18 protein-coding genes are annotated in these 17,817 nt (G+C 46.6%); 17 read left to right on the top strand and 1 reads right to left on the bottom strand.

Annotated elements, in window-relative coordinates; all coding sequences use genetic code 11:
• On the bottom strand, window positions 1-331 hold a 331-nt coding region (locus ACEQFP_RS16110; RefSeq protein WP_202821126.1), incomplete at its 3' end, for a hypothetical protein.
• Between the two features lie 185 nt (window positions 332-516).
• Here ACEQFP_RS16110 and ACEQFP_RS16105 point away from each other — a divergent pair.
• From ACEQFP_RS16105 to ACEQFP_RS16025, 17 genes are all read left to right on the top strand, one after another.
• Window positions 517-825 carry a TrbM/KikA/MpfK family conjugal transfer protein gene (locus tag ACEQFP_RS16105; RefSeq protein WP_001098859.1) on the top strand — a complete coding sequence of 103 codons (309 nt, stop codon included), beginning with the start codon at window positions 517-519 and terminating at the stop codon, window positions 823-825.
• Window positions 826-858: 33 nt separating this feature from the next.
• Entirely contained in the window at window positions 859-1,605 is a 747-nt protein-coding gene (locus ACEQFP_RS16100; protein ID WP_015505596.1) for a cell wall hydrolase, read from the top strand.
• Entirely contained in the window at window positions 1,602-3,584 is a 1,983-nt protein-coding gene (gene topA, locus ACEQFP_RS16095) for a type I DNA topoisomerase (RefSeq protein ID WP_036983237.1), read from the top strand. The genes ACEQFP_RS16100 and topA overlap by 4 nt, the downstream gene beginning before the upstream one ends.
• A gap of 63 nt (window positions 3,585-3,647) precedes the next feature.
• Window positions 3,648-3,977 carry a hypothetical protein gene (locus ACEQFP_RS16090; protein ID WP_029741797.1) on the top strand — a complete coding sequence of 110 codons (330 nt, stop codon included), beginning with the start codon at window positions 3,648-3,650 and terminating at the stop codon, window positions 3,975-3,977.
• Between the two features lie 7 nt (window positions 3,978-3,984).
• Window positions 3,985-4,293 carry a TrbC/VirB2 family protein gene (locus tag ACEQFP_RS16085; RefSeq protein WP_000024420.1) on the top strand — a complete coding sequence of 103 codons (309 nt, stop codon included), beginning with the start codon at window positions 3,985-3,987 and terminating at the stop codon, window positions 4,291-4,293.
• A gap of 10 nt (window positions 4,294-4,303) precedes the next feature.
• Window positions 4,304-4,621, top strand: coding sequence for a type IV secretion system protein VirB3 (locus ACEQFP_RS16080; RefSeq protein ID WP_000146200.1), 318 nt, complete (start codon window positions 4,304-4,306; stop codon window positions 4,619-4,621).
• The gene (locus ACEQFP_RS16075; protein WP_036983236.1) at window positions 4,618-7,068 is read left to right on the top strand and encodes a VirB4 family type IV secretion/conjugal transfer ATPase; all 2,451 of its coding nucleotides are present in this window, start codon (window positions 4,618-4,620) and stop codon (window positions 7,066-7,068) included. Before ACEQFP_RS16080 ends, ACEQFP_RS16075 begins: the two co-directional genes overlap by 4 nt.
• Window positions 7,069-7,089: 21 nt before the next feature.
• Window positions 7,090-7,734, top strand: coding sequence for a type IV secretion system protein (locus tag ACEQFP_RS16070; RefSeq protein WP_000768506.1), 645 nt, complete (start codon window positions 7,090-7,092; stop codon window positions 7,732-7,734).
• 8 nt (window positions 7,735-7,742) lie between these two features.
• A complete protein-coding gene (locus ACEQFP_RS16065) occupies window positions 7,743-7,991 on the top strand; it encodes an EexN family lipoprotein (RefSeq protein ID WP_000466217.1) in 249 nt (82 codons plus the stop codon).
• 15 nt (window positions 7,992-8,006) lie between these two features.
• Window positions 8,007-9,020 (top strand): type IV secretion system protein, encoded by a 1,014-nt coding sequence (locus ACEQFP_RS16060; protein ID WP_029741800.1) that lies wholly within the window; start codon window positions 8,007-8,009, stop codon window positions 9,018-9,020.
• A 141-nt stretch (window positions 9,021-9,161) separates the two neighbouring features.
• A complete protein-coding gene (locus ACEQFP_RS16055) occupies window positions 9,162-9,380 on the top strand; it encodes a hypothetical protein (protein ID WP_000748928.1) in 219 nt (72 codons plus the stop codon).
• On the top strand, window positions 9,370-10,128 hold the full coding sequence (locus tag ACEQFP_RS16050; RefSeq protein WP_015505602.1) for a virB8 family protein: 759 nt from the start codon (window positions 9,370-9,372) through the stop codon (window positions 10,126-10,128). Before ACEQFP_RS16055 ends, ACEQFP_RS16050 begins: the two co-directional genes overlap by 11 nt.
• Before the next feature lie 2 nt (window positions 10,129-10,130).
• The gene (virB9, locus tag ACEQFP_RS16045) at window positions 10,131-10,952 is read left to right on the top strand and encodes a P-type conjugative transfer protein VirB9 (RefSeq protein ID WP_063407024.1); all 822 of its coding nucleotides are present in this window, start codon (window positions 10,131-10,133) and stop codon (window positions 10,950-10,952) included.
• A complete protein-coding gene (gene virB10, locus ACEQFP_RS16040; protein WP_265497544.1) occupies window positions 10,952-12,148 on the top strand; it encodes a type IV secretion system protein VirB10 in 1,197 nt (398 codons plus the stop codon). The genes virB9 and virB10 overlap by 1 nt, the downstream gene beginning before the upstream one ends.
• Window positions 12,126-13,163 carry a P-type DNA transfer ATPase VirB11 gene (gene virB11, locus ACEQFP_RS16035; RefSeq protein WP_000172959.1) on the top strand — a complete coding sequence of 346 codons (1,038 nt, stop codon included), beginning with the start codon at window positions 12,126-12,128 and terminating at the stop codon, window positions 13,161-13,163. Before virB10 ends, virB11 begins: the two co-directional genes overlap by 23 nt.
• Window positions 13,126-15,054 carry a type IV secretory system conjugative DNA transfer family protein gene (locus ACEQFP_RS16030; RefSeq protein ID WP_080177921.1) on the top strand — a complete coding sequence of 643 codons (1,929 nt, stop codon included), beginning with the start codon at window positions 13,126-13,128 and terminating at the stop codon, window positions 15,052-15,054. The genes virB11 and ACEQFP_RS16030 overlap by 38 nt, the downstream gene beginning before the upstream one ends.
• Window positions 15,055-15,068: 14 nt before the next feature.
• Window positions 15,069-17,804 (top strand): LPD7 domain-containing protein, encoded by a 2,736-nt coding sequence (locus ACEQFP_RS16025; RefSeq protein WP_370550212.1) that lies wholly within the window; start codon window positions 15,069-15,071, stop codon window positions 17,802-17,804.
• Window positions 17,805-17,817 lie beyond the last annotated feature (13 nt).

The raw sequence follows: 17,817 nt of genomic DNA, 5'->3' as shown, positions 1-17,817 counted from the left end.
CAAGAGCCGTAGAAGCAAGGCCAATTATGATGAAGCCCGGAACCATGGAACGGTCGCTAAAAATAACGAGACAGAGAACCACGCCAATAAAAGCCATAGCAGATGTGGCAATCAACAACAGGCGAACTGGCAACCGTAGCCACAACATAATGAGAAAGCTTAGGGAGCGCAAAACGCTTCCTAAGCCTTTTGCCGCCGCCCCAGCGATCCACTTAGCTTTCGTAACACCACTATCATCATCATTAGAAGCTACACCCCCACCCGGACGAATCGGAACAACGTTACTTATCGGCTTCCGGGTTTGGTCACTTACCCCTTTGAATGTTCTCATCACAATCCCCTTTTTGTATAAATCCCATACGCTAATGATAGGCCAAAATGGCCTACCCATCAAGAAATATTCGACTATTTTTCGTGCATACGAAGGAAAATCAACTCTTCCATTATCATCAATATGGTGTATATTGATTATCGAAAGATGCAATTTTGATAAAAAATGAATTAAGGAGAAGTACCATGAACACGGTAAAAATTATCGCTGTAGCCTTGGGGTTGACTCTTATTTCTGCCATGCCAGCCCAAGCAAAAGACCCTTGTAAAGCGGTTTTATGCCTCGCGGGTATGCTGACCGGCAATGACGGCGGATCAGAGTGCAAATCAGCAGTTAATGATTACTTTTCGATAGTCAAATTCAAGAAGGGCAAGTTCAAAAAAAGCGCAACTAAAGAAGCTCGCGGCGCTTTTCTACAACAATGCACCAGTGAGGATGAAGGCTGGATTAACAAAATAAATAGCGCCTACGGCACTGTTCGTAAGGGTTTCTAACCTTCTTATGGCGTTTAAAACTAAGGGGATGTGATGGAACTCTTTTCAATATTGGCAACCTGCGCCGCTTTAACTTTTGGTACAGGTAGCCCAGCAGAACAGGCTTACCCTGTTAGTGAGCAAGAATGTAAATCAGCAGCGGCGATGTATCGTGAGCAGTTGCAAAAAGTACAGCTCACCGATCAGGACAGGGATGCTATTGCACGTGTTGCCATAGCCGAAGCGGCCAATCAAGGTGATTCGGGTTTAGCTGGCGTTGTGTATACGATTATTAACCGGCGTCTTAGCGGTCAGTTTGGCCAGACTGTGACGGACGTAGTAAACAGCCCTAAGCAATTTGAGCCAGTTACCAAAGTTGGTGGTGACTGGAAAAAGTTACCTTCCGTAACCGTTTCACAATATACGCAAGTACAGACCATCATCAATTTGGCGTTAGAAGGTCACTTGCCTGATATTACCAATGGTGGGTTATTTTTCCAGAACCCCGCAATTGTAGCTGACAGAGAAAAAGCAGGAAAAGTATCTAAAGGTTTAACTAATTTCGGTGGTTCCGCACCATCAGCGATCATTAAAGATCATGCCTTCTACGCCAGTATTAATAAAGGTGGCCCGTCTAACTCTTCCCCGGTTCAATTAACTGCTTCCGCTGTGCCTGAGCCTAAAAAATGGGATGTATACGGAACTGCAAAGTTCCAGAAAAATAGTAACGCCGAATGGAATGTATTTTCTAAAAATACGCCATCCAAAAGCGTTTATCAAAATGAAGGGGTGCAGCCATGAAATTAATGATTGTGGAATCTCCGGGGAAAGTTAAGAAAATACGCGAGATCCTTGGCGATGGTTGGAAAGTCGCCGCCAGTGTGGGCCATGTCAGAGATTTACCAGAAAAAGATATTGGAGTTGCCGCACCTGACTTCAAACCAACGTATGTGGCCACTGAGCGCGGCAAAGAGGTTTTGGCCAAGCTTAAACAGGACGTTCAGCATAGTGATGCTGTTTTCCTCGCAACTGACTTAGACCGGGAAGGGGAAGCCATTGCATGGCATCTGAAACAGGCGCTACGGCTTGAGAACCCGCAGCGGGTAACGTTCGCTGAAATCACCCCTCGCGCTATCAAAGCAGCTCTGGCGTCACCAAGGGCAATTAATATTCCTATGGTAGCCTCACAAGAAGGGCGAAGAGTCCTTGATCGCCTTGTTGGTTACATGGTTTCGCCGCGCCTGTCAGAAATGAGTGGGCGACAAGGGTTATCCGCTGGCCGGGTTCAAAGCCCCGCCGTTCGTATTATTCTTGAGCGTGAACGTGCAATTCAAAACTTTAAGCCTACCTCCCATTTTGGCGTAAGACTTAATTTTGCAGGAGATTGGTTTGCTGAATGGGATGTAAAACCTTTCTTGGCCGAAGGTAGCGAATATTTCATGGATGAAGGCTTTGCTAAAGAAATAGCCGCCATCCGGGAAGTTGACGTTATTTCTTATGAAGAGAAAAACGCATCAAAAGCACCTCCTGCGCCTTTTATCACTTCAACATTACAGCAGGCGGCATCTAATAAATTAAAGATGAAGCCAAAAGCAACAATGACAACCGCGCAAAAATTATATGAGCAAGGCCATATAACTTATATGCGTACCGATAACCCCAACCTTTCTGATGATGCTCTGGTTGAAATATACCAACTCTGCAAAGCAAAGGGCTTACCTATGGCGTCTAAACCTCGCACATGGAAAGCAAAAGGTGATGCACAAGAAGCGCATGAAGCTATACGACCATCACATTTTGACGTTGAAGAAGCAGGGAGTACGCCAGAAGAAAAAGCTCTCTATCGCCTGATATGGGATCGCGCTGTTGCCTGTCAATTAGAATCAGCTCGCTACGCCGTTCGCGTGGCCCGCTTCCGGGCTACTGACAATAGCGGCGAAAAACCAGTTGAGTTTGAGGCTGAAGGCCGAACGTTGACGTATGCCGGATGGACAACGTTGTTTAAAGACGATACCGAAGCCGATGATGGCAAAAAGGAAGAGAAACCTAAGAACCCGATCCCTTCTTTGCAACGTGGCCAGCACCTCACCGCTGAAAGTGGGAAGGTATTAAGTAAGACAACCCGCGCCCCCAGCCGCTTTACTGAAGCGTCACTTATCGCAGAACTGGAAAGGTTAGGCATTGGGCGACCAAGTACATACGCGGCGATTATGGAAAACATCATGCGCCGTGGTTACGTCAAATCGGATAGCGCAAACAAATATCTTTTGCCTACTGAAACCGGTGCATTAGTTATTGATGCTTTGGTTAAAGGCGGCTTTAGCTTTATCGAGTACGACTTTACACGCGCTATGGAGGGCGAGCTGGATAAAGTCGCCCATGGCCAGACATCTTACAAAAACGTTGTTGGCTCTGTTTATGAACGTCTGGAATCAGAACTTAGCCACCTGAAAATTGACGTTGCACCTCAATACCCCTGTCCAAATTGCGGCAAGGCTCTTTTCCGCAAAAAAGGGGCTACCGGCTTCTTTTGGGGCTGCTCCGGTTATCCAGATTGCTCTACCACGTTACCAGATACAGCAGGGAAACCGGGGAAACCAAAGCCCAAACCAGAAGCTTCAGGCTTTAAATGTCCTGACTGTGGAAAGCCTCTTATCCGGCGTAAAAAACCAGCCACCGGCGGCAAAAAAGGGTATGACTTTTTCGGCTGCTCTGGCTACCCCGGTTGCTCATCAAAATTTGATGCTGTGAACGGAAAGCCAAACTTCGAGAAAAAGTAACATCAAAAAGTAGTGTTCTGATTATCAATATGCTATATTTTGATTGTGCCGGTGGGGGGAGGAATGAAGAAAAAGACTTTTTGCGCAAAGCATTTAAAATGTTCTCGAACTTTGGAATCCCCAATCGAGAATATTGACATGAACAACGAAACGATAACAGAACCAGAACTGATTGATAACCTTGGGAATCAGTCAGTAAAGAAGATGATGCTGGTACAGGGTGAAGATGGAAAATTTAGCATCCGCGTACAGCTTTCGTGGAAAGGAGGAGATCTTTTATTAGAGACACAAAGGAAGACGCCGCGAGTGTGGTCGAGTTTAGACAGGTTAGTGAAACACATTAACAGTAAGTACGGGAAAGTCCCGATCATTGAGTTACAACTTATGGAGTAATTAAAGCATGGCAAATGTAAAAACCTTCACCCGTCAGATTGCCTCTACCACTTGGCTAATGTTGGGTTTGATGATGTTACCGGGTTTCGCTCACGCAGCCGGTGGCGATCCAATTAACCAAGGGCTTCAGTGGTTAATTGATCTCTTAACGTCAGGCATTGCCCGTTCTTGCGCAATCTTAGCGATCGCCGTATTGGGTTACTTAGCATGGGCCGGACGTCTTCAAGCCCGTAATGCTGGGTTTGCTATCGGCGGTATCGTGCTGGTATTTGGTGCGGCGTCTATTGCCGACGCAATCATTGCTGTAGTCCAGTAAGGAGAGCGTCATGGCATCAGGAAAAGATGTTCTCTTTGCCGGTGCTACACGCCCCTCACTTGTGTGGGGCGTAACATACGAGGCAATAATTTTCTGTATCGCTACAACTGGAGTGATTTTTCTCGCTGCAAATAGCATTTGGTTGTTGCCTCTGTATGTTCCTTTACACGGTGCTTGCTACCTAATTTGCCTGAAAGACCCCCGTTTTTTCAGGCTCATATCTTTATGGTTTGCAACTAAGTGCCGTTCCATTGGGTGGCGTTATTGGGGTGCGGCTACAGCCTCACCACTCGTTAGCACTCGCAAAAGAAGGAAAATGCCAGAATGAGTAATGCAACTGCGACAAAATCACGCCAATGGGTGAATGAAAACTCTGTTGCTGAGTTTATCCCTTATTCTGTTCACCTTGACGAAAACACCATTAAAACTACCAGTGGCTATTATCTTCAGGTAATTAAGATTGATGGCCGCGCCCATGAAAGTGCAGATCCAGAAGATGTGATTAACTGGAAAGAACAACTTAATGGGCTGTTGAAAAATATAGCCTCACCAAATATATCTCTTTGGACAAACATTATTCGCCGTGAAGAAAATACATTTCCCGGCGGGGAGTTTGAAGAAGGTAGCTTTGCTGAACAACTAAATAACAAATACAAAAATCATGTTGGTAAAAATAACATGATGGTAAACGAGCTGTATCTTACAGTTCTTTATCGCCCTTCAGGTATTCCCGGCGTTAATCTCCTTCAGCGTTTTGAAAAAAATGTTGAATCTATTAAACGTATACAGGCTGAAGCTATTGAAGGGTTACACGAAGTGGTTAACACCGTCACCAGTAGCCTAAAACATTATGGGGCGCGGGTTTTAGGGTGTTATGACAGAAAGGGTATAAAAAACTCTGAAGTATTAGAGTTTTTATCTTACCTGATAAATCTTGAGTGGATTCCTCGCGCTTTACCTCGCAAGGTACTCTCTGAAGCGTTGCCTTTTGATCGTCCGTTCTTTGGTGAAGATGCCTTTGAAGTTAGGGGCGTCACTGAAAGCACCGTGGGCGCAGTCCTGAGCATTGGTGAATATCCAGAAGGCACCGAAGCGGGCTTAATGAATGCGTTCTTATCCGCGCCATTCCCGTTAATTTTGTCGCAGTCGTTCAACTTTTTAAGTAAGCCGGTTGCGACTGAATTATTAGGCAGAACACAACGCCGAATGAAAAACGCCGGTGACTTTTCCAAAACGCAAATGGAAGAGATCGACGACGCACTTGATGATTTAACTTCAGGCCGTCTTGTATTCGGTGAACATCATTTAGCCCTAACGATTCTGGCCAAAGATTCGCGAAGCCTGAAGAAAAATCTTTCTGACGCTAAAGCCGAGCTGGTCGATTGCAACATGATCGTGTCGCGTGAAGATTGGGCTATAGAGTCTGCTTTCTGGTCTATGTTGCCCGGAAACTTTAAGTACCGGGCAAGGCCAGCCCCCATAAGTTCACGTAATTTTGCGGGGTTTTCCTCATTTCACAACTACCCAACAGGCCGCAGAACCGGCAACCAGTGGGGGCCATCGGTAACGCTACTTAAAACTACTTCTGGCGCTCCCTATTATTTCAATTTCCATAGCGAGTTAAGCGCCGAGAAGGCCAGAAAACTAGCGCAACTGGAAGCGGAAAAGGGGGCGGGTAGCATTCAGGAAACAAAAGAGGAACAAAAAGCCCTAGGGAATACGTTAATTATCGGGCCTTCAGGCTCCGGTAAAACCGTAACGCAAGGTTTCTTGATGGCTCAAAGTAAGAAATTTAACCCTACTCAAATTATCTTCGATAAAGATCGTGGGTTAGAAATCTATGTAAGAGCAGAAGGCGGCGTTTATTTGCCTTTTAAGAATGGTGCCCGCACTGGCTGTAACCCGTTCCAAATGGAACCTTCCGAAGATACTTATCAGCTCCTTGAGCAGATAGTTAAAAAATGTGCCGGGGGTTCCTTCACGACCGTTCAGGATACTGACATTAGTAATACCGTTCGCGGAGTTATGCGCCTACCGAAACACTTACGCCGGATCTCTGCCTGCCTTGACTTTATGGACCCAACAGATCCAGAAGGTGTAGGCGCTCGTCTGGCCAAGTGGTGTGGCAATGGAACATTAGCTTGGGTATTCGATAACGAAACAGACGACATTGATTTTAGTAATAACACAATGTTTGGTTTTGACGTTACGGACTTCCTTGATAACGCCGAGATCAGAACGCCATTAATCATGTATTTGTTCCATCGTATTTCTCAAATTATTGATGGCCGTCGAATGATGATTTTCATGGATGAGTTCTGGAAATTATTGTTGGATGAATATTTTGAAGACTTTGCACAAAACGGCCTGAAAACCATCCGTAAATTGAACGGGTTAATGGTGTTTGGCACTCAATCAGCTAAAGACGTTCTTAAATCCGCTATTGGGTACAGCATCATTGAACAGTGCGCAACGATGGTCTTTATGCCTAACCCTAAAGCTGATTGGGATGATTACGTTAAAGGCTTCAAACTTACAGAACGTGAGTACCAGTTAATCAAAACCGACATGGCCCCCGGCTCTCATCAGTTCCTTATTAAGCATGGCCATAATTCAGTGATCGCCAAGCTCGACCTTGCAGGGTTTAGCGACGAACTAGCCGTTATCTCTGGAACGGCTGACAACGTGGAACTATTGGAACGCATCATGCAACAAGTAGGGGATGATCCTAAAGTCTGGTTGCCAGAGTTCCATAAACAGCGCGTAGCTGCCTGATTATTAATGGAGAATACAATTATGAAACTGAAAAAATTAGCGTTAGTGCTGGCCATTGCAGGAAGCCTTAATGCCGTTAGCTATGCTGGCGTTCCTGTGAGTGTAGTTGCAGACCCGCAAGCATGGACAGCACATCTTGAGGACATGGCCAAATATGTTGAGCAAATTAAACAGCTTGAAAACCAGTTTAAACAGCAGGTTAAACAGTATGAATCCATGACCAGCGCACGTGGGTTGGCTAATGTAATCAACTCCCAATATGACACTGACGCCCTGAGTGGCATCAATACCGACAGCATTTTACGTGATAGCGGCATTAATTCAGCCAGTGATTTTAAGCTTCCTGAAGACGTGGCCGAACTTTACGACACGGCAGCAAAAAACGCCGCCACCTATGCTGGCCAAGCTTCCCGCTCGCTTGAACAAGCACAATCTCGTTTTACTGAGCTATCAGGTTTGGTACGCCGGGTAAATACGGCAACCGACCCCAAAGAAGTGATGGATTTAAACGCGCGGATTGGGGCCGAACAAGCCTTTTTACAAAATGAAGTTGGTAAGTTGCAGGTTCTCCAGCAAACAGCGCAGGCAAACGATGCGTTGTACCAACAGAAGGTTAAACAGATGGCCGTTCAATCATCTGGCTCACTGCGTAATGTGAACTGGTAGAGGTAACTATGTTTTTTTCGTGCGCACGAAAAATAAGCGCGGTGTGTCTGGTAAGCCTTGCGCTTACCGGATGCTTCGACAAAGAAGAAACGCATTCCGTTGAATGGTTCTCTAACCACAATGCAGAACGGGCCGAAACCGTTAAGCGTTGTAGTGATAACCCCGGCGAGCTTGGCAATACGCCAAACTGTAAAAATGCCATTGCTGCGGAACAAAAAGCCTCTAGTGGCTCATTGCGCCACATTAATAATTGGTAAGGGAAGGGGGCGGTTATGGGTACGGGAACAAACTTATTTGTCCGTATTTTTGCCAACGTTGACTCGGCGTTATCAACCTACATTACCGATACGGTCGGTAATGTAATTGGTTATGCCTCGCCACTGTTCACCAGCATGATGATCGTCTGGATTGCCATGTGGGGCATTCTGATGATGTTCGCCAAAGTTGATGAACCGGTACGCGATGGCGTCTTTCGCATCATTCGTATTGGTGGGATTGTCGCGCTGGGCTTAACGGTCGGTACTTATATGGATGTGGTCGTTAACGTCCTACAAAAAGGCCCGGAACACATTTCAGCGGTGGTTTCCGGTACAACGGGAACAACAGCCGACACGCTGGATGCGCTCTTTACCAAAATATTCAATGTGGCCAAAGCTGCATGGGATAAGGGCGGGGTCATGAACGGAAACTTCGGTTTGTATCTGATAGCCCTGATTGTGCTGGTTGTTGGGTGTGGATTGACGTTGTTTGTGGCGTTCTTGGTCTTGTTGTCAAAGTTCATGATAACCATCCTGCTAGGGATTGGGCCACTGTTCATCATTGCACTGCTATTTAACACCACGCAGCGCTTCTTTGAAGCTTGGTTAGCGATGGTATGCAACTTTGGCATTCTGCTGATTCTTTCGGCATCGGTAGGTTCGCTGATGATCTCGTTAGGTGACACCTACATTTCAAAGATGGCACCAACAGAAAGCGCAGCGGCCAATATGGCTAACTTAGGGGATGCGGCGATGTTATGCCTTGTATTTGCGCTTTGCATTTTAGTGGTAAGGCAAGTTCCTTCTATCGCTTCAGCATTAGGCGGCGGTGTGGCCATGGCCACGCAAGGCGCGTTCGGCTCTGCCATGAATGCGTTACGGCCAACAGCAATGAAACGCGGTATGCAGAACGTTAACCGAGAAGTTAAGACGACTCAACGCGCCCTGACTTCCCCCGTTCGCGGTGGTCAAGCGGCTTATGCCTCCTATCAAAAACGCTTTGGTGGTAATTCAGTCGCACAAGGATAGTAGTGAAGCCTTTTTATTGTACATAAAACGCACAAATCGAATGATGAAGGGGAAATTCCCCTCATCATTTTTTTGCGTTATGATAATCGAAATGGTATATTTTGATTATCAATGTAACGCAACTTGATAAGGAGCGATTGAATGAAGAAATCTCTAGCAGTAATCGCACTCACTTTCACCCTTGGGGCTTGCACTCTCACGCCACCGCCACCGGCTGAAGCTGTAGACGATGGGCGCGGCATGGTTCCGATTAACCCGGCAATGGTTACGCAAGAACAGATTAATGCCGTCAGCTCGAAGTACAAGGACGTAAATAAGAAACAGGTTCAGCAACTGAAGGAGTTTGCGCATGGCCAATAAAAAAGCAGCCCCTGCCAAAGAAAAAAAAGTAACCGACAAGGATTACTTTGATGAGGCTAAAAGCTGGGATGAATCTGAGATTGTCAGAGAAAAGAAATCAGCCCGTAGAGCTTGGTCGGCATTTTGGGCTATGACTGGTGTTGTAATTGTTCAGGCGATTGCAATTTCTACAATGATGCCTCTAAAAACAATTGAAAATTCAATTGTTCGCGTTAATGACACCACCGGCGAAACTGAGGTGATCAGCAACCTGAAAAACATGGATGAGACTACCGAACAGGTGATGAGCCGTTACTGGTTGGCTAAGTATCTTCGCCACCGCGAAGGGTATCACTGGAACACCCGCGAAGATGATCGCCTTCAGGTTGGCATGTTGTCAGACGGGGCCATTCAGCAACAGTACGCTGATTACACCAATCCCAAAGTTAACCCTTACGCGCCAATCAAGATTTATGGTGAAACCACTGAGGTTGATATTAAGGTCAATCCCGCCATTACATACCTAAACGGTAAAGGTGGAGTGAAACCAGAGAAGGGCGAGAAGGATCAGTTCGGTGAAACGGTGTATACAGCGTTAGTACGCTACACGGCCACCGTGAAGAAAGACGGTGAAATGCCAGCAACAACCCATTGGGCCGCTACTGTCTCTTTCGTCTACCGTAAAGAGCCAATCAAGGTGGATGATCGCCTGATAAACCCGGTTGGTTTTCAGGTTATTAGCTACCGTAAAGATCAGGAAGGGGGTTAATTATGCTTTCGCTTAATAAAACCACCTTATCAGTTCTTCTCGTTCTCGGCATTTTTTCTTCTACGGCGTTTGCGCTTGAAGTTCCAAGAGGCGGCGCTTATGACAAACGAGTCAAGTTCATTTCATACAACCATGAGCAAGTTGTTAAATTGATTGGCCATTATGGCTATTCAACAGATATTCAATTTGCCCCCGGCGAGAACGTCACCAACATAGCAATGGGCGACCCGGACGCTTGGGAAGTTGCGCCAGTAGAAAACCATATCTTCATTAAGCCAACCGGCGAACAAGCCACCACAAACATGACGGTTTTAACTGACCGGCGCGTATACACGTTTGATTTATCCGCTACTGGTAAGAAAACCGGCGATATGTATTTTCAGGTAAATTTCCGTTATCCGCAGGACGAAGCGGCGCGGCGTGTAGCTGAAGAAGATGCTCGCAGACTGAAAGAACGGATGAATGAAAAAGCGCCCAACGCTTGGACAAACTGGAACTATTGGGTATTCGGTTCTCGTGAAGTCTCCCCTTGGCGTGCTTATGATGATGGCCGTTTTACCTACTTCAAGTTTTCCGGTAATACCTCGATCCCCGCTATCTACATTAAACATGCTGATGGCTCTGAAACACTTCTGAACCCAACGATGGATTCCGATCACCCGGATACCATGATTGTTGAAAAAGTGGCTCCTAGGTTTGTTTTACGCAACGGCAAATATATTGCCAACGTCTACAACGAATCTTTCAACCCTCATGGATTAATCAATACCAGTGGCACAACGTCACCCGGCGTTAAGCGTGTAATTAAGGGAGGGGCGCAGTAATGGCTAAAGACCGCGACGACTTAGATACAGAAATCGAACAGGAAGATGCTGATCGTGGTATGCCCTCGATTTCCAAAAACAGGAAAACCGGTAAAGCCTCCGGTATTGGTCAGAAAATCGTAGCTGTAATCATAGGGATTATCGTTATTCTGGCGTTAATAGCGGTGAATGGTGGCTTTAAGGGTAGTGAAGAAGATAAACCGCCTAAGCTCACCGGTAACACCAGTGTAGCCAACCGGCTTGGCCCGCCGCCTTCTTTACCGCCGCCGCCAGCTCCACCAAAGGCTGAGACGCCAAAAGAAGATCGGATGTTGAATACAGGGCAAATAGCCCCGCCGCCGCCGTCTTCAGCTTCAGGAACTGGTGGCAATGGGAAGCATGAACAGACACCAGACGAACGCAAGCGGGCAAGCTCTATTCTGGCGTTTGGCAGTATTTCTAAACCTCAACAGCCCGGACAAAAAGCAGGTAATGGCCAGCCCGTTCAAATGGCCGGTGAGGTACAGGAGGGTAATAGCTCACTATCTGAAACTGACCGCGCTGATAGTCTTTCTAACCGGCTTAAAGGTACTGAGGTTAGCGGTAGCAGGGCAAGCCTCTTAGTAGACAGAAGTTACTTTATCACACAAGGCACTTTCCTTAATTGTGCGCTGGAAACGGCTATTAGTAGTGATGTTCCCGGAATGACCGCCTGCCGTTTAACTGATGATGTCTACAGTACAGACAAGAAAGTTTTGCTACTGGAAAAGGGTTCAAAAATTGTTGGCCAGTATCAAGGCGGCATAAAGAGAGGACAGGCGCGGATTTTCGTTCTCTGGACTCGTATAGAAACGCCTAAAGGGGTGTTGGTCAAACTGGACTCACCGGGTACTGATGCCCTCGGCCGCTCTGGTCTTGATGGCTTCGTTGATACGCACTTTTGGGAGCGGTTCGGTAGCGCCATTATGTTGACCACGGTTGATGGCCTCATTACCTACGGGGCTAATAGCGCCAACAATGGCAGCAATGGCAGCAATGGCAACCAATACAACTTTGGTGATACCGCGCAAACAGCGCGAGATTCAGCGAGCATTGCGCTGGAAAACTCAATCAACATACCGCCAACGTTAACCAAAAATCAGGGTGACAATATTTCTATCTTTGTAGCTCGCGATCTCGACTTCAGGGGGGTGTATGACCTTAAAGCAGCCTACTAATGCTAAAGGTTCATCACTTTTGGAGTACCTTCGGGTACTCCAGCCCTTTTTAAACGAAGACGGGGTTACTGAAGTGGTGGTTAATAAACCCGGAGAGGTAATTACTGAAGGCCGGAAAGGGTGGCAGTTTCATAACGTACCAAAGTTAGATTTTGCTGCTTGCGCTGACATATCAAAGCTTACGGCCACTTATTCTGGCCAGTCATTTGACGAGCGTAAGCCGATTGTTTCCGCAACATTACCCTACGGCGAACGTATCCAGATTGTGCGGCCACCGGCGACACTGAGCGACCGTTACAGCCTGACTATCCGTAAACCCTCTGACGTGATCAGAACGTTGGATGATTACGAGCGTGACGGTGCATTCGATCACATCGTAACGGACGCTGTAGGGCTGCGTGACTTTGAGCGAGAACTTATTGAGCTGAAGAACGCCAGACGCTTTAAAGAGTTCCTCACGCTGGCGATTAAACATCGCCAGAATATTATCGTTTCCGGCGCTACTGGTTCAGGTAAAACAACGTTCATGCGTTCATTGCTCCAGCTTGTACCCGATGATGAAAGACTGATCACCATCGAGAACGTAGACGAGCTGAAGCTATACCAAACACATAAAAACGTTGTGCCTCTGTTTTACAGCGCCGGTGGCCAAGGTATTGCTGATGTGACCCAGCAGCACCTTTTAGAAAGTTCTCTTCGCATGAAACCAGATCGTGTGTTTGTTGCCGAGTTGATACGTGGCGATGAGGCTTTCTATTACCTGCGTAACGTTAACAGTGGCCATCCGGGATCTATAACGTCTATGCACGGCACTAACCCACGAATGGCCATAGAACAGCTTGTTTTGTTCATTAAGGAAAGCCAAAGCGGCGGAACAATGTCACGTGAAGATATTAAACAGCTTCTGTTTAGTTGCATCGACATTATTGTTCAATTCCAAAACCATCAAGGCCGTCGATATATTTCGGAGATCTATTATGAGCCAGAGTTCAAACAAAATATTTTGGTGGCTTAAAATCCTGCTGCTGATTAGCTTGCCGCTTATCTTTCTGGCGGTAGCGGCTTGGATTGGCGGGGCTATATTCATGGCCGGTAATGGATACGAGGCCAAAGATGCTACTCCCCTGACGCTATACCAATATTGGTACTATTACGGTGATATACCTAAAACTAAGCTATGGCTGATGGGGTCTTTAGTTGGCGGTTTAATTATTACCGCGTTGCCTTGCTTGCTGCCACTTCTGCCGAAGAAAACCCCGTTGCATGGTAACGCTCGCTGGGCTAACAGTCGTGAGATCCGCGAGGCTGGTTTATTCAGTGATGATGGTATTATCGTCGGCGTAAAAAAAGGCTTTATGGGCCTTTTCATGCAGTACCTTGTATTTTCCGGTTCTCAACACGTTTTGATGGCCGCGCCAACTCGTTCAGGCAAGGGGGTTAGTATCGTAGTCCCTAACCTTCTTTCATGGCGTGATAGCGTTGTAGTTCTGGATATAAAACAGGAAAACTGGGATATAACTTCCGGCTTTCGCTCTCGTCATGGCCAAGACTGTTTTTTGTTAAATCTTGCGCCAAGGGATTACCGTTCGCACCGCTGGAACCCACTCTTTTATATTTCTGACGATCCCAATTTTCGCATTAACGACATTCAGAAAATTGGTCAGATGTTGTTTCCCAAGATTGAGAATGAAGCGCCAATTTGGCAATCATCGGCCCGTTCTCTTTGGTTAGGTATGGTGCTTTACCTCATCGAGACGGAAGATCTGCCGGTAACAATGGGTGAAGCCCTTCGCCAGTTAACCATGGGTGATGAACGTCTGGCTGAAATTGTCGAAGCCAGACAAGAATCTGAAACCCCTTTATCAGATGAATGTTACTTAGCTCTAAAAGAATATTTAGATACGCCAGATAAAACACGTGGTTCTGTCCGTAAAGGTTTTACTTCGGCGTTAGAACTTTTCTATAACCCGGTGATCGATGCCGTAACCAGTGGTAATGACTTTGATTTGCGTGAACTGCGTAAGCGCCGCATGTCTATCTATGTTGGCATTACACCGGACGATTTAGAACGTTTGGCCCCGCTGATTAACTTATTTTTCCAGCAAGTCATAGACCTGAACACGCGGGAACTGCCGGAGCAAAATCCCGACCTTAAATATCAGGTATTGATGTTAATGGATGAGTTCACGGCCATGGGCAAAGTTAACATTCTGTCAAAAGGCATTAGCTATGTTGCGGGTTATGGCTTGCGAATGCTGCCAATAATCCAAAGCCCCGCGCAGTTACGCGAAACCTATGGCCATGATGCAGCGGAAACATTTATTGATAACCATGCGTTACAAATAGTTTTTGCGCCAAAGAATCTTAAAATTGCCAAAGAAGTTTCAGAGTCTCTTGGTACTAAAACAGTGAAAGCCAGATCCCGCAGCCGTTCTACTATTGGGAGGGCAAGCGGTTCAGAAAATACCAGCGAAACTGGCCGCGCGCTGTTAATGCCTCAAGAACTTAAACAGATGGGGAAAAGCAAAGAAATTATTCTGTTAGAGGATTGCCCTCCGATCCAATGCTCTAAAATTACTTGGTATAAAGACCCCACTTTTGAAGCCAGAGGTAATGGCCGTGATGGCGTTAAATTCCCTTCCCCGGAAGTGACAATTATTGACCCAGCCAACAGGCCAAAAGGTGAAGTTTCCTTTATGAGCAACCGGGTTGAACAGGCTGAAGAGACAAAAACCGAAGTTGTGGAACGTGCTGTTACCGTTGCTGATATTGAAAATATCGACAAGCTGAATCTTGATGATTTTAGTTGTGATTTTTCAAAGGTTGAAATCCCTAAAGGGGATATTACCGATGATGCGATGGACGACATAGTTAATCAATTTTTCTCTGGCTTAGAAGCTGCTTAAAGGAGTAATTCACTATGAATGAACCAAACTTAGCAACTAAGAACACCGTCCTTATCGTCAGTTTTGAGGAAAGGAATGAAGCTAAAAAAGCGGCTGGCAAGTTAGAGAACGGCGAAAACGCTTTAGGCTTCGATGAGGAAGCGAAACACTGGTTTGCTAAACCGGGTGCAGACCTGAGCAAGTTAAGCAAATGGCTACCAGATCAGCATAAAGGTAATCCAGTGCAGGATAATAATCCGGCTGCTGAATTTGGCGCTACGTTAGCTGAAGCAGGCTTTGAACTGGATGGCCTGCCGGTGATGGATGGTAAAAAGCACCGAGTCAGAACGGCTGACGATAAAAAAGGCGAAAAGACCGGGGTTTATGCGGGCTATTTAGACGGCGTTCCGGCTGGGTGGTATCAGGATCACCGAATCCATGACCAGCCCGTTAAATGGGTATCGACTGGCCAGCAAGTTGACGCCGAAGCCCAAGCCCATTTACGTGCTATTGCGGCCCAAAACCGCATTGATAGAGAGAATGCCTTACAACGACAGTATGCGCACAACGCCCGGAGATCTGGCCAAGTATATAACGCGATGCCGGTTGCTGACGGTAGCCAAGAATATTTGGTTAATAAGGGTGTAAAGGCATTCCCCGGCGTTAAGGCTGATAAGAAAAACCGGGTGGTTATTCCACTGGTCAACGAAGAAGGCGAAGTTCGTACCCTGCAACGTATCAGCGCCAATGGGTTCAAGTCGCTGAAGAAGAACGGCCAGAAAACCGGTAATTTTTTTGTTGTTGGTGGTGAACTGAAAAACGGCGAGCCGGTTCTCTATGCTGAAGGTTACTCAACGGCGGCCAGTATTAGCGAAGCCACCAATCGCCCGGTAGTAATGACCGTTGACGCGGGAAACCTGCCTAAAGTTGCCGACAAGCTTAAAGATAAATACCCGGATAGCTTGCATGTTGTGCTTGGCGACGACGACCGCAAAAATGCCGTTAACAAAGGGATGGCCAAAGCTGAAGAAGCGGCCACTATCGCAAATGGTGTTTTCACCGTACCGGCGTTTACCGCTGAAGAAAAAGAACGCGGTTTAACTGACTTTAACGACCTTCACCAATCACGCGGGCTTGATGCCGTTCGCGATCAGGTTGAAGGAATCATTACTGAACATACTCATAAGGCTGAAACAATGGCTGATAAAGAACATGAGGCAATAAATACAGGCCCGGTGATTACTGAAAATTTTGAAAGGGAAATGGACGCTGCCCTTAATGTGAATCATTCCTCTATAGATTTAGAGCCGTATCAATCTGAAGAGGATGAGTATGCGGAGTATATGGATCAGTATTACGGTGAACAGAACGCCGCGCCAGTTCCTGTAGCCGCTGCCGAACAGAACGCCGCGCCAACTCCTGTGGCCGCTGCCGAACAGAACGCCGCGCCAACTCCTGTGGCCGCTGCCGAACAGAACGATGATGTAGAAAACAGCATCGAGCCACATATAGAACAGGAAAAGGCCCAAACGGCTGATGATGATGTAAGAGCATGGTTATCATCATCACGTGTTTCTACTGCGGATATGTTAGCTGAAGACGATGAACGCGAGGGCCGTAAACGCGAAGAGTTCAAGCAAGTAGAGCCTGACGCTGAAGAGCCAGTTTTTAAACGTCAGTCGCAAGATCAGGATTATTTCGAAGACAGCTCTTATAAACCTGTAGTGCCAGATAGAGTGGCCAAGTCTTATATTGAGGTTGAAGGTAAATATTATTTCCAAAATCGCCCGGACTCACTGGCCTTTGTGGACAAAGGCGCGAAGCTTCAAACCAAACTGAGCAATAGCCAAGTAGCCGGTTCCATGATTGATATTGCTGAAGCACGTGGCTGGACTGAGATCCAAGTAAAAGGTACTGAAGATTTTCGGCGTGAAGCATGGTTACAGGCTACGGCCAGAGGACTAACCGCCCATGGCTACAAGCCAAAAGAAGAGGATTTAGCACGGCTGAAAAAAGTAGCCGGTGAGCGCAACATTAACGAAGTTGAAGCGCGTGAAGTTGCTGATAACGTGAAAACGTCACCTTCTGCCCCTTCCGGTACAACGTCAAAAAATCAATCCGAAGCCCCTACATCCAAAACCGGCACCACTGAGTCAAGCAGTACGGCACAAGGCAAAAATGAGGGTGCTAAAGTTGAAGCTGAAGAAAAGGTTAACAAGCTGGCCGGTAAGTTGGTAGAGCATGGCGCGGCCCCTTATGAACATAAGAAAGACAACAAAGATAATTACTATGTAACGCTGGAAAACGCCGATGGTAAGCAAAGCACAACATGGGGTGTTGATTTACAACGTGCCATGGCCGAGAGTGAAGCTCAACCGGGTGATCATGTTGAGTTAGAAAACCTTGGCCGCAAAGCTGTTACCGTTGAAAAAGATGTTAAAGACGAAACGGGCAAAGTAGTCAAAAAGGAAACTATCAATACGTTCCGTAATAGCTGGCAGGTTAAAGCTGATGCCATTCGTGATCAGGAACGCCCAGCGCGAGAAATAGTTAAAGAACATCCCGATTTAGTAAACGAAATTACAGCGGTTAAACTGGCTGAGAAAGTATCTCAATCAATGAACGCTGACGACAAAGAACGCTTTATGAGCCGCGTCCGTGACAAACTAGCGGATAAAGTGGCCAGTGGCGAAAAAGGGCCAGAACTGAAAATCAAAGAGGTTCAAACGGTCGATAACCCACGGGTTAAAGATACCGAACTGGAACGCTGATTTATCGTTAACT

Origin of the sequence: Edwardsiella sp. A.80236 (genome assembly GCF_044540725.1) — a bacterium.
In the GTDB taxonomy this organism is placed as follows: Bacteria; Pseudomonadota; Gammaproteobacteria; order Enterobacterales; family Enterobacteriaceae; genus Edwardsiella; species Edwardsiella tarda.
The sequence above is the reverse complement of the archived record's forward strand: the minus strand, read 5'-3'. Positions and strand labels throughout refer to the sequence as shown.